The organism is Sagittula sp. SSi028, from assembly GCF_048553715.1.
GTDB lineage: Bacteria > Pseudomonadota > Alphaproteobacteria > Rhodobacterales > Rhodobacteraceae > Sagittula.
The window spans coordinates 162231-174668 of record NZ_JBLZNC010000003.1; the positions used below are offsets into that span (position 1 = coordinate 162231).

A 12438-nucleotide genomic window follows, 5' to 3' on the forward strand; every position below is an offset into this window, starting at 1 on the left:
CGGGCCTGCCGCAAAATCCGGCTTTGGCACTTTGTGTTGCCTCAAAACCGGGCAGCGTCAGAGCCCTGCACGTCCCGCGCCGTCGCGATCACATGACCCCGACCGTGGTCAGCACCATCTCCCCTTGCGGAACCACAGTTTCCCCATCGGTCAGGGCTGCCTCATCTCCTGCGTTGATCAATGCCACGGACATGCCATCTAGATCTTCGGGCGCGACGTTGTGGATCTCGATATTCAGGCCAAAGTCGCCGTCGACAAAGACGCCAAATTCCGCAGCACCGAAATCATTGCCCAGATAGGCCACGCGAACCTGTGCGGGATCGACCTCGGGCGGGAGCATCAACATCAACGTATCCTCGTCACGGTCAAAATCATAAAGCGACACCCACGCGCCGCCATCTGCGTCCAGAACAACGCTATCCGCGCCGTCACCGCCGAGAATATCCAGCCATCCCCCGCCGTTATGAATGATCAGATCGTCACCCGCCCCGCCGGAAATGTCGGCCGTGGCCTGATCGCTATCTCCATAGGTCTCGATCGTATCATCGCCGTCTTCTGCGAAAAGCAGGTCGTGATCTGCGCCGCTCAGCCGCTCAAACAGACTGTCATCGCCCGCACCCCCGTGCAGGGTGTCAGACCCGAAACCGCCCCAGATGTCATCGGATCCAGTGCCACCAACCAGTAGGTCATTGCCTCCTTGACCGGAGAGGCTGTCGTCTCCCGGACCACCGAGCAGCAGGTCATCGCCACCATCCCCATGCAGGGCATCATCTCCCTCGCCGCCATGCAGCGTATCCTCTTGAGCACCGCCAAAGATGACATCGTCACCTGACCCGCCGTGAACCAGATTACGATTGGGCTCGCCGCCATCCAGCGGAGCAGGTTCGGCGGCATAGACCCAATCATCACCCGCACCGGCTTGGATGGTGTCATTGCCGGACCCACCATACAGGGTATCGTCCCCGTCACGTCCTTCGAGGATAAGATCGTCTCCCTCACCCCCGCCGATCAGGTCGTCCCCGTCTCCTCCTGACAGCGTATCGGATCCGGCATGGCCCTGCAGTGAATCATCGCCCGCACCACCATCCAGAAAATCATCTCCAGCGTCGCCGTCCAGAGAATCCTGACCCGCCTCGCCAAACAGCTCATCCGCACCGCCACCGCCAATCAGCGTGTCCTGCCCGGGCCCCCCCAGCAAAAGATCCGGACCGTCCCCGCCCGTAAGCAGCTCATCGGACACTGGCGTCTCAACGGGGTCTTCACTGCCATCACCGGGATCGACGTCCGCCTCCTCCGGCTCTTGGGTGTCTGTAATCGCAACAAATGCCCCGCCCACACCGGCGAGGCCTAAAAAAACGGCCAAATAAAACATCAAGCGCCCCCAAGCACGTAAAAAGAGATAGTCCGAAACATAGTACCCGCTTAGCGGAGAAGTAAATATCTATTTGCCCCGGAAATCAACGTACTGCGCCATCCCGGCGGGCCGCAGCTTTTGCTTTTTCTTGGCGTAAATACCTCGGGAGGGGTCCGGGGAGGGCAGCGCCCTCCCCGGTCGGTCGCGGCGCGAACAGCGCCGTGAAACCAATATCAGTTCGTCAGCGCCTTGTCCGTGATCACAGAGGTCCAGGCACCCTCGGGCTGTTTGGTGATCACCGGATCGGAACCACCCGCCAGCAAGGTGTCCACGGTGCGCTGGTAATCCGCTTCATCCAACGCGCCATTTGAACCGGCAGTCAGCTTGGCGACCTCGCCCATCATACGGATCTGGTGCGCTTCAGTCTGTGCACCGGTCTCGTCATAGTCGAGAACGATCATCGCCGCCTCTTCGGGGTTTTCCTCGGCCCATTTCCAGCCCTGCATGGAGGCCGCGACAAAGCGGGACATTTTGTCGACAAAGGCCTCGTCCGACAGGTTTTCCTCCAGCACGTACAGGCCGTCTTCCATGGTGGCGACGCCTTGGTCCTGATACTTGAAGGTGATCAGCTCTTCTTCGCCAACACCTGCGTCCAGCACCTGACCGTATTCGTTGTACGTCATGGTCGAGATACAGTCCGCCTGACGCTGCAACAGCGGATCGACGTTAAAGCCCTGTTTGAGCACTTCGACAGAGCCCTCGGCTTTGCCGTCGGTGGCAATGCCCAGCGAGGACATCCAGGACAGGAACGGGTATTCATTGCCAAAGAACCACACGCCCAAGGTGCGGTTTGCCAGCGTCTCAGGACCTTCGATGCCCACATCATTCCAGCAGGTCAGCATCATGCCCGAGGATTTGAACGGCTGGGCGATATTGACCAGCGGCAAGCCGTTTTCCCGTGCGGCGAGCGCGGCGGGCATCCATTCCACGATCACATCCGCACCGCCGCCGGCGATGACTTGGGTCGGTGCGATGTCGGGACCGCCGGGCAGGACGGTGACATTCAGGTCGGCATCCTCGTAATAGCCGTTCTCCAATGCGACGTAGTAGCCTGCGAACTGGGCCTGCGTGACCCATTTCAGCTGAAGCGTCACATCGTCGGCAGCAAAGGCCTGACTGGCGAGCAGCGCCAGCGCGGATGCAGCGAGTTTGGTCTTCATGGTCTTCTCCTGTTGGTTGGTGCCCCGATTCTATGCCGGGGGTCGTGGTGAAGCTTATCGTTTGCGTTGGCTGGCGTGCCAGAAAGTTGCACGTTTCTCGAGCCAGGCCATGACCCCGTAAAAGGCGGTGCCTGCCAAAGCGGCAGTCAGGATCGCCGACCACACCAGTGCCAGATCGAGCTGACCAATCGAGGTGGAGATCCGGAACCCGAGGCCGAGCGTGGGGGAGCCGAAGAATTCCGCAACAATGGCCCCGACCAGCGCCAGGGTTGTGGTGATTTTCAATCCGTTGAAGATAAACGGCAGCGCCGCCGGAAGGCGCAAGGCCATCAATGTCTGCCCCCATGAGGCGGCATAGGTCTTCATCAGGTCGCGCTGCATGGCGGTGGTCTCGGACAGGCCGGCCACTGTGTTCACCAGCATCGGGAAATAGACCATTAAAACGACAACGGCGGCTTTGGATTGCCAGCCAAAGCCGAACCACATCACAAGGATCGGGGCTGTGCCGACGATGGGCAAGGCCGCCATGAAGTTGCCCAGCGGCAGCAGGCCCCGGCGCAAAAAGTCCCAGCGGTCGATCAGCAAAGCTGTCAGGAAGGCCGCGATATTGCCCATGAGATAGCCCGACAGCGCGCCTTTGAGGATGGTCTGGACAAAATCTCCCCAAAGCAGCGCTGTGTTGGCCCCGAAGGTTTCGGCGATTTCCGAAGGGGGTGGAAGGATAACCCGTGGCACCTCGGCCCCGCGCACGATGAGCTCCCACATGGCGAGGACGGTGGCACCAAAGATCAGCGGAACCGCGATCTGTGTGAGGCGCAGATCCCGCCAAGGCCCGTTTGCCAGCACCGCGTTCAACGCCCAGCCCAGCAGCCACAACACAAGTGCGAATAGGATCAACGTCATGGGGCACCTCCGAAGGCCATGCGCGGGGCAGGGTCGTGCATAGGTATTTGGACCAAGGAAAAACGGGCGGGCGGGCGCGCTTTTGATCGGGTTGCTTGGGTCATTGCGCCATCCCCATGTGTTTCAACGTGCGTCGCTCAATGGCACCGATGGCCCAGACCAGTGTGGCGGCGAGTGCGGCGGCCATAAACAAGGCGGCCCAGATCTGGGCGGTTTGCCCGTAGTAGCTGCCGGCCAGCATACGCGCGCCGAGCCCGCCCTTTTGCACCGGAAGTTCGCCGACAATGGCACCGACAAGGCTGGCGGCGATGGCAATTTTCAAAGAGGCAAAGAGGTAGGGGATGGAAGCGGGGAGGCGCAGTTTCAAAAGCCTGTCGCGGGTTGAGGCGTTGTAGGTTGTCATCAGATCCATTTGCATGTGGTCGGGGGCGCGCAGGCCTTTGACCATGCCGACGACAACGGGAAAGAAGCTGAGATAGGCGGAAATTACGGCTTTGGGCAGAAGGCCTTGGATGCCGATGGAGTAGAGCACCACGATGATCATCGGGGCCAGCGCGACGATGGGGATGGTCTGGCTGACGATCGCCCAAGGCATCACGCTCATATCCATGGTTCGGGAGTGGACGATGCCCACCGCCAGAATGACCCCGAGCGCCGTGCCGATGACAAAACCGAGGAAGGTTGCGTTCAGGGTGACCAAGGCATGATGCAGCAGGCCGCGGTTCGACAGGCTGCCGGATCGGGCGAGCCCACGACGCCCGTTGAGCTCTTCATCGATGGTGGACTTGTAGAGTTCCTGCACGACCACGTGGGGGGCGGGCAGAACAGGGCGCGTGGTGGACCAGCTTTTGTCCCAATGCTGCGGGTTTTGCAGTGCAAGCGATAGATTGCCCATATCGCGGCGCGTGTTGGCGCCGGCTGGTGTGACCGTTTGTTCCGCGCGTTCGGCAGCGGTCAGGACTTCTTTGATGTTCATGGGAACGGCTGCGGCGTACCACAGTGCGATCAGTGCTGCGATGACGCAGAGCACGGGTGTCATGTTGCGCAAGGTCTGTTTCATGCCTGCCACTCCATCCGCAGCATATCTGGCGCGCCGGGGCGGTCGGCTGCGAGGTGTCGCGTTTCCAGAAACCCCTCGCGTCGGTAGAAATTTTGCGCGCGGGTGTTGGTGACATAGACTGTAAGCCACAGTTGGTTGCGGCCTTGTTTGGCGTGATCCATCAACCGCTTTCCGTTACCCTGTCCGGTGTGTCGCAGGTAAAGCGCGCCGAGTTTGTTATCTGCGGGATCGATGGAGAGGTATCCGAAGACGGGGTCGCCCACGACGGTCATCTCGCGCATTTCAAAGGCGTCGGCGATGAAACCTTCGAGCGTTTCCACATCGGGCGTGTCGGCGATGTAGCCGGTGGCGCATTCCCAGTCATGAACGATCCGGGCCATGGTAGGGATGTCGTCGTGGTTGGCGGGGCGCAGCGTGGCGGGGCGTGGTCTTTGGGCGGTGTCGATCATTCCTCGTACCCCGCGCGCAGCCCGTCACGGACGCGGTGGGCGATGTCGATGAATTCCGGCGTGTCGCGGATATCGAGCGGGCGTTCGGCGGGCAGGGGGCTTTCGATCACATCTGTAATGCGGCCCGGACGGGGCGACATCACCACGATATGGGTCGAGAGGTAGACCGCCTCCGGTATGGAATGGGTGACGAAGCCGATGGTTTTCTTGGTCTTGGCCCAGAGGCGCAGCAGCTCCTCGTTCAGGCGGTCGCGGACGATTTCGTCAAGCGCGCCGAAGGGTTCGTCCATCAGCAGGATGTCTGCGTCAAAGGCCAGAGCGCGGGCGATCGAGGCGCGCTGTTGCATGCCACCGGACAGCTGCCAGGGGAATTTATTTTCAAAGCCGGTGAGTTCGACGAGGTCGAGGACCTTGGCAATGCGTTTTTGCTGGTCTGCTTTGCCGTAGCCCATGATTTCCAGCGGCAGGGCGATGTTGCGTCCTATGGTGCGCCACGGGTACAGGCCTGCGGCCTGAAACACATAGCCATAGGCGCGGGCGCGGCGGGCATCATCCGGTGTCATCCCGTTGACCGTCAGCGTGCCGCCTGTGGGGGTTTCCAACGCAGCCATGCAGCGCAGGAAGGTGGTCTTGCCGCAGCCGGAGGGCCCGATGAAGGAGACGAACGCGCCTTTCGGAATGTCGAGGGAGACGTCCTTGAGCGCGTGCACGGGGCCATCGGCGGTCTGGAATGTCAGGTCGAGGTTACTAGCCTGAATTACGGGAATGGCGGTCATCGGCGCGTGCTCCGGCTCTTTTGGCCCGCGGTGGCCGTTGGGCTGCCTGCGGGCGGATCGTTTGGTTTGTCGTGTTGTGAGAGGCGGCGGCGGGATGCCGGTTGGCCAAGGGACCCACGTGTCGCAGACCCGCAAGCGGGGCGTCGCAAAGGGTTTGGGGTGCGGGGTAAGGTCATTTTGGTGCTGGCGTTCTGGCTGGCAGTGAAGAGGTCAGGGGCAGGGTGCGAGATCCACGCGCGCCTCCGGCTGATCCTCTGGGTGGAGCGTGAACCCGTCAACCGGGGCGGTCTCGATCATGTAGTAATCCTCCCAGGTGTCCCCTTCGCCGGAGCATTGGACCGTGTGCACAATCGCGCCTGCACCGACCATGGTGGCGTCGAGGATCTGGCAGGTGCTTTCCCAGAAGGTGATGCTTTCGCCCGGGCGGAAAATCACCATATCGTCGTTGGCCACCTCGCCTGCGAGCCGTGCGCAGCCCGCGGCATTTGCGTAGACATCGGTATCTGCTGCCGCCACAGCGGGCAGGGCCAGAAAGAAGATAAACCAGCGGATCATCGGTGCTTGCCTCTTTGGTGATTTTGCGTGGCACAGCGGGAAAAGGTATTTGCGCCAAGGAAAAACGAAGGGGGGCGGGCCCGCAGCGAGGGGGTGTTCGACGCTGCGGGGGAGATGGTCACACGCCGGTGGCGGGGATGCCCGTGCGTTCCACGGGGCGGGGCGCGGTCAGATCCTTCCATTTCGACAGGGCGGTGTTGGTGGGGGTGCGGCCTTTGCGGGCGACGAATTCACCGTGGCCTTCGCGCGAGGTCAGTGTGCCATCGGTGACAGCCACATGGCCGCGTGTCATCACGAAACGGGGCAGGCCTTTGACTTCGTGGCCTTCGAAGACGTTGTAGTCGATGGCGCTGGTTTGTGTGGCGGCGGTGATGGTCTTTGATTTCTCGGGGTCCAGAACAAGGATATCCGCATCGGCGCCTACGCGGATCGCGCCCTTTTTCGGGTAGCAGTTCAGGATTTTCGCGATGTTGGTGGAGGTGACGGCCACGAATTCCTCGGGCGTCAGGCGGCCTGTGCCCACCCCTGTGGTCCAGAGCATGGGAATGCGGTCCTCTAAGCCGCCGGTGCCGTTGGGGATCTTGGTAAAGTCGCCGATGCCGAAGCGTTTTTGCTCTGTCGAGAAGGCACAGTGGTCGGTGGCGACAACCGAGAGAGAGCCGCTCATGAGGCCGGCCCAGAGGCTGTCCTGATGTTGTTTGTTGCGGAAAGGCGGGGACATGACGCGGCGGGCCGCATGGTCCCAGTCCTGATTGAAATATTCCGATTCATCGAGTGTGAGGTGCTGGATGAGCGGTTCGCCCCAGACGCGTTTGCCCTGTTGGCGGGCGCGGCGGATGGCTTCGTGGGCTTCTTCGCAGGAGACGTGGACGATGTACAAGGGCACGCCTGCCATGTCGGCAATCATGATTGCGCGGTTTGCGGCCTCGCCTTCGACCTGAGGCGGGCGGGAGTAGGCGTGGGCCTCGGGGCCGGTGTTGCCTTCGGCCAGCAGTTTGGCGGAGAGCTCTGCCACCACGTCGCCGTTTTCCGCATGAACCATGGCGATGCCGCCGAGTTCGCCGAGCCGTTTGAACGAGGCGTACATTTCATCGTCGTTGACCATCAAGGCGCCCTTGTAGGCCATGAAATGCTTGAACGTGGTGATGCCGCGCTGTTCGATGACGGTCTGCATTTCGTTGAAGACCTGTTCGCCCCACCATGTCACCGCCATGTGGTAGGAATAGTCGCAATGGGCGCGGCCGGCCTTGTTGTCCCACATCTGCAGCGCATCCAGCAGCCCCTGGCCGGGAGAGGGCAGGGCAAAGTCGATCACCATGGTTGTGCCGCCCATCAGGGCCGCTTGCGTTCCGGTATCGAAGTTGTCGGTGGAATAGGTGCCCATGAAAGGCATTTCCAGATGGGTGTGGGGGTCAATGCCGCCCGGCATCACGTAGCAGCCTGTGGCATCAAGCACGGTGTCGCCGCTAAGGTTTTCGCCGATCTCTATAATGGTATCGCCTTCGACAAGGACATCGGCCTTGTAGCTGAGGTCTGCGGTGACGACGGTGCCGTTCTTGATGACGGTGCTCATTTGGTTTCTCCCTTTTGGTGCGGGTGCCGCTTTGCTGCGCAAATTGGCGGAGTTACGTGTGGCCTGATCCGGGGCCGGTTTGCATGGCTTGCGCTGCTTGTCGGATGCCGTGACGGTTCCCCTTTGTCATGTCAGGCCTGCTTTGCTGCAGGTGTCTGGTCGAGGTCGGGCCACCAGATTTGTTGGAATGCTCTGGCGCTGCGGCGAGAAGCGTTGCGCGGTTTGGCCTGATCTATGGAATCAACGGTCAGGAACGCATCGAATTCGAGAAAGAACCGAAGGGCCACCGTGATAGGGGGGCGGATGTCTTCGGGCTGGGCCGCCTGAAGGGCGAACACATCCTTGAGGTGTTTCTCCGTGAAGCTCAGCGTGTAGGTCTGACCGTTTTCCTGCCAGTCGATCGGCGCATCGGAAAAGCCGTTGGTATCAAGGACAAGAACATCCTCGGCGATTTCGCCGTCGGCCCAGCGGATCCCGAACTCGAGCAGGCGGTCGCTGTATGCCGATGCCAATCCCGGCCCGGCACATATCTTTTTCAAAGTTGACGTCCATTTGCCGAAAACACCGTCCATGATCATAATGCTACCCTTTTTTCAAATGATCCCACCCACTCCGGGATGCGGTGATCTTTGAGACAGGGCGCGTGTGAAACAACACTTGGTTGTACCGGCTCCGCGTCGAGGCGGAGCACCGGCGCTTTTTCGGGCACAGTTCCGGGTGTTTGCGTCGATGTCGACCGATCCGGCGCGCGCAGGTGCAACTTCGGTGGTCTTGCGGCGTTAAGGACAGACTGCAGGCGAACGGTCGCCCTGCTTTGATCGGAGAATAAGTTATGTCGGAAACCGACACCCGCTTGCGCGAGGCGCTGGATCATATGTTTGAAACCGCCACGACCAATGGCAAGGATAGCCTTGAGGTGACCGCGCAAGAGCTTGCAAACGCAGCCGAGGTCGAAGGGAAGACCGGTTCTGTTTCCGTCGAGGCGGCGCGGCGCGTCATGGCGGATGTTGCTGCGGCAAAAGACAGCATCAGCGATGGAACCGCCCGCTATGTTCTGCCGCGCTAGTTGCATCAGCTGACCACCTGCGCTGTTTCCAGAACAGCATGTAGCAAAACATCAGTCCCCGCCTTGGCCCAGTCCTTGCTGATCTCTTCGGCTTCGTTATGGCTCAGCCCATCGACGCAGGGGCACATGATCATCGCAGTGGGGGCGACATCGTTGATCCAGCAGGCGTCGTGACCTGCGCCCGACACGATATCCATGTGGCTGAGCCCCAGACGTTCGGCGGCGTTGCGCACCGAGGTCACGCAGGCCTCGTCAAAGGTGACCGGATCGAAGTGGCCCGAGGGTTCTATGTCGAGACCAAGGCCCAGTTCATCGGCGATTTCCTTGGCCTTTGCTTCGTATTGTTCCCGCATCGATGTAAGCTTGCCCAGATCGGGGGAGCGGAAATCGACGGTAAAGACCACCTTGCCCGGGATCACGTTGCGCGAGTTGGGGTAGACATCGCAATGGCCCACGGCACCCACAGCGTGCGGCTGGTGCGCCATGGCGATCTGATGCGCGGCCTCTGTCATCCGCGCCATGCCAAGCCCTGCGTTCACGCGCATGTTCATGGGGGTCGATCCGGTGTGGGCGTCCTTGCCGGTCACGGTGCATTGCAGCCACCACAGACCCTGCCCATGGGTGACCACGCCGATGTCACGGCCTTCGGCTTCGAGGATCGGACCCTGTTCGATATGCAATTCGAACATCGCGTGCATCTTGCGCGCGCCGACCTTTTCGTCACCTTTCCAGCCGATACGTTCGAGTTCCGCGCCGAATTTCTTGCCCTCGGCGTCCTCGCGGTCAAAGGCCCAGTCGAGCGTGTGTTTGCCCGCAAAGACGCCAGAGGCCAGCATCGCCGGGGCGAAGCGTGTGCCTTCTTCATTGGTCCAGTTGGTGAGCACGATGGGGTGCTTGGTCTGGATGTTGAGGTCTTGCAGGGTGCGCAGCACTTCGAGCCCGCCCAGCACGCCCAGAACGCCGTCATATTTGCCGCCGGTGGGCTGGGTGTCGAGATGTGATCCCATGTAGACGGGCAGCGCGTCGGGGTCGGTGCCGGGGCGGGTGGCGAACATATTGCCGATCTCGTCCACGCCCATGGTGCAGCCTGCGGCCTCGCACCATGTCTGGAACAGGGCGCGGCCTTCGGCATCCTCGTCGGTCAGGGTCTGGCGGTTGTTGCCGCCTGCAACACCCGGTCCGATCTTGGCCATGTCCATCAGGCTGTCCCAAAGGCGGTCGCCATTTGTGGTCATATTGCCGGCGAGGTTTGCCGTTGCTGCTGCCATTGTCTAAACTCCCTGCGGTCCCATTTGCCGGGATCCTCTTGCGATTTGACCAAGTGGTCAAAAGAACGCTACCAAAGGTCGAAACTCAGTCAAGCGTTCTGCTGTTCTGCGGGGCATTTGCGTAGAAATTAATCAGTAAAGGGCGGTCAATGACGGAGAAAGCGGCAGCAAAGCGCGCCGAAACACCAAAGCGCGGCCAGACTCGCATCCAGCGGCAAAAGCGGGCGGCCATTCTGGAGGCCGGACTGACCGTGTTCTCCGAGGCGGGATTCCGTGGCGCGACGCTCGACCGTGTGGCGGCAGAGGCCGGTTTGTCCAAGCCGAACCTGCTGTATTATTTCCCCTCGAAAGAGGCGATCTACGAGGCGCTTTTGCGTGATATGCTGGCCACTTGGCTGGACCCGCTGCGGGAGCTGAACCCCGAGGGCGAGCCCGTGGCCGAGCTGCTGGCCTATGTCGCGCGCAAGCTGGAAATGAGCCGCGATTTCCCGCGCGAAAGCCGCCTGTTTGCCAATGAAATCCTGCGCGGCGCGCCACATATGCACGACGTTCTGACCGGCGAGCTGCGCGGCTTGGTCGATGAGATCGCTGCGGTGATCGACGGCTGGGTCGCACAAGGGCGCATCGCGCCGGTCGATTCGCGGCATCTGTTGTTTTCGATCTGGGCGCAGACGCAGCACTATGCCGACTTTGATGTGCAGGTTCAGGCGGTGCTTGGGGGGGCGGATTATGAGGGCGCGTCCCGCCATCTGGACACCATGTTCCGCCGGATGCTAACGCCGGGCTGACTTGAGCCAGTTGGGCGGGCGATGAAAAAAGGGGGCCGCTGGGCCCCCTTGTCGGTTTTGCTGTTACAGATCGTTTATTCCGCAGCCTGCGCCGAGGGGTTGTTGGGATGCCGGGTCCAGTTGCCGTACTCGGCAGGCACTTCGCGTCCAGTGCGCGGATCGACGGTGCCCGGCTCCAGCCGTTCCATGGTGATGCAGTTTTCCACCGGGCAGACATCGACACAAAGGTTGCAGGCCACGCATTCCGCATCGTTGACCTCGAAGCTGCGGTCCTCGTGCATCCAGATGGCTTGGTGGCTGGTGTCCTCGCAAGCGGCAAAGCAGCGGCCGCATTTGATGCAGTCGTCCTGACTGATGCGCGCCTTGGTCACGTAGTTGAGGTTGAGATACTGCCAGTCGGTGACGTTCGGGACGCCCTTGCCGATGAAATCCGCTGTCGAGGTGTAGCCCTTCTCATCCATCCACTGGGACAGGCCGCGCTTCATTTCCTCGACAATTTTGAACCCGTAGGTCATCGCGGCGGTGCAGACTTGCACGTTGCCTGCGCCCATGACCATGAATTCCGCCGCATCGCGCCAAGTCGTGACGCCACCGATGCCGGAAATCGGCAGGCCGTGGGTTTCGGGATCACGGGCGATTTCTGCCACCATGTTCAGGGCAATCGGTTTGACTGCGGGGCCGCAATAGCCGCCGTGGGTGCCTTTGCCGTCAATGGTGGGTTCTGGGGCGAAATCATCAAGGTTCACCGAGGTGATCGAATTGATCGTATTGATCAGGGACACCGCATCGGCACCGCCGTTCTTGGCCGCCTGCGCGGGGCGGCGGATGTCGGTGATGTTGGGCGTCAGTTTCACGATAACGGGGCGGTCGTAATACTGTTTGCACCAGCGGGTGACCATTTCGATGTATTCAGGCACCTGACCCACGGCCGAGCCCATGCCGCGTTCGGCCATGCCATGCGGACAGCCAAAGTTAAGCTCGATCCCGTCGGCGCCGGTTTCCATCACACGGGGTAGAATGGCTTTCCACGCGGCTTCCTCGCATGGGACCATGATCGACGCGATCAGCGCATGGTCGGGGTAGTCGGATTTGACGCGGGCCATTTCCTCGAGGTTGGTTTCCAGCGGGCGGTCGGTGATCAGCTCGATATTGTTGAGACCCAGCAGGCGACGGTCGGCCCCGTAAATGGCGCCATAGCGGGGGCCGTTGACGTTGACGACGGGCGGGCCTTCGGCGCCGAGGGTTTTCCAGACAACACCGCCCCAGCCGGCCTCGAAGGCGCGGCGGACGTTGTATTCCTTGTCCGTGGGCGGGGCCGAGGCCAGCCAGAACGGGTTGGGAGATTTGATGCCGAGGAAGTCTGAAGTCAGATCAGCCATGGGTGTGCTCCTGTCGGGTGGCCTGTGTGGCCAATGTTGTTTTTAGG

13 protein-coding genes are annotated in these 12438 nt (G+C 61.2%); 2 read left to right on the forward strand and 11 right to left on the reverse strand.

Annotation, left to right across the window (positions count from 1 at the left end; all coding sequences use genetic code 11):
• Positions 1-88: 88 nt before the first annotated feature.
• The 9 genes from ACN5AZ_RS06930 to ACN5AZ_RS06970 form a co-directional block, all read right to left on the reverse strand.
• A complete protein-coding gene (locus tag ACN5AZ_RS06930) occupies positions 89-1372 on the reverse strand; it encodes a calcium-binding protein (protein WP_419428132.1) in 1284 nt (427 codons plus the stop codon).
• A gap of 215 nt (positions 1373-1587) precedes the next feature.
• Positions 1588-2574 carry an ABC transporter substrate-binding protein gene (locus ACN5AZ_RS06935; RefSeq protein ID WP_419428133.1) on the reverse strand — a complete coding sequence of 329 codons (987 nt, stop codon included), beginning with the start codon at positions 2572-2574 and terminating at the stop codon, positions 1588-1590.
• A 54-nt stretch (positions 2575-2628) separates the two neighbouring features.
• Positions 2629-3477 carry an ABC transporter permease gene (locus ACN5AZ_RS06940; RefSeq protein ID WP_419428134.1) on the reverse strand — a complete coding sequence of 283 codons (849 nt, stop codon included), beginning with the start codon at positions 3475-3477 and terminating at the stop codon, positions 2629-2631.
• A gap of 100 nt (positions 3478-3577) precedes the next feature.
• Positions 3578-4525 carry an ABC transporter permease gene (locus tag ACN5AZ_RS06945; protein ID WP_419428459.1) on the reverse strand — a complete coding sequence of 316 codons (948 nt, stop codon included), beginning with the start codon at positions 4523-4525 and terminating at the stop codon, positions 3578-3580.
• A gap of 8 nt (positions 4526-4533) precedes the next feature.
• Positions 4534-4986: an N-acetyltransferase family protein gene (locus tag ACN5AZ_RS06950; RefSeq protein ID WP_419428135.1), complete on the reverse strand. Its 453-nt coding sequence runs from the start codon at positions 4984-4986 to the stop codon at positions 4534-4536.
• Entirely contained in the window at positions 4983-5762 is a 780-nt protein-coding gene (locus ACN5AZ_RS06955) for an ABC transporter ATP-binding protein (protein ID WP_419428136.1), read from the reverse strand. The genes ACN5AZ_RS06950 and ACN5AZ_RS06955 overlap by 4 nt, the downstream gene beginning before the upstream one ends.
• A 210-nt stretch (positions 5763-5972) precedes the next feature.
• Positions 5973-6317: a hypothetical protein gene (locus ACN5AZ_RS06960; protein WP_419428137.1), complete on the reverse strand. Its 345-nt coding sequence runs from the start codon at positions 6315-6317 to the stop codon at positions 5973-5975.
• A gap of 118 nt (positions 6318-6435) precedes the next feature.
• A complete protein-coding gene (gene hydA, locus ACN5AZ_RS06965) occupies positions 6436-7890 on the reverse strand; it encodes a dihydropyrimidinase (protein WP_419428138.1) in 1455 nt (484 codons plus the stop codon).
• Positions 7891-8021: 131 nt separating this feature from the next.
• Positions 8022-8468, reverse strand: coding sequence for a hypothetical protein (locus ACN5AZ_RS06970; RefSeq protein WP_419428139.1), 447 nt, complete (start codon positions 8466-8468; stop codon positions 8022-8024).
• Positions 8469-8722: 254 nt separating this feature from the next.
• Here ACN5AZ_RS06970 and ACN5AZ_RS06975 point away from each other — a divergent pair, with 254 nt between their 5' ends.
• Positions 8723-8956: a hypothetical protein gene (locus tag ACN5AZ_RS06975; protein ID WP_419428140.1), complete on the forward strand. Its 234-nt coding sequence runs from the start codon at positions 8723-8725 to the stop codon at positions 8954-8956.
• Positions 8957-8961: 5 nt separating this feature from the next.
• On the opposite strand, the gene ACN5AZ_RS06980 is transcribed toward ACN5AZ_RS06975, so the two are convergent.
• Positions 8962-10224, reverse strand: a complete 1263-nt coding sequence (locus ACN5AZ_RS06980; protein WP_419428141.1) for a Zn-dependent hydrolase — start codon at positions 10222-10224, stop codon at positions 8962-8964.
• A gap of 149 nt (positions 10225-10373) precedes the next feature.
• Between ACN5AZ_RS06980 and ACN5AZ_RS06985 the strand changes: the two genes are divergently transcribed.
• Positions 10374-11012 (forward strand): TetR family transcriptional regulator C-terminal domain-containing protein, encoded by a 639-nt coding sequence (locus ACN5AZ_RS06985; protein WP_419428142.1) that lies wholly within the window; start codon positions 10374-10376, stop codon positions 11010-11012.
• Between the two features lie 74 nt (positions 11013-11086).
• Here the strand turns inward: ACN5AZ_RS06985 and preA are convergent, their stop codons facing one another.
• Complete coding sequence (gene preA / locus ACN5AZ_RS06990; protein ID WP_419428143.1) at positions 11087-12391, reverse strand: NAD-dependent dihydropyrimidine dehydrogenase subunit PreA; 1305 nt, start codon at positions 12389-12391, stop codon at positions 11087-11089.
• Between the last annotated feature and the right edge of the window lie 47 nt (positions 12392-12438).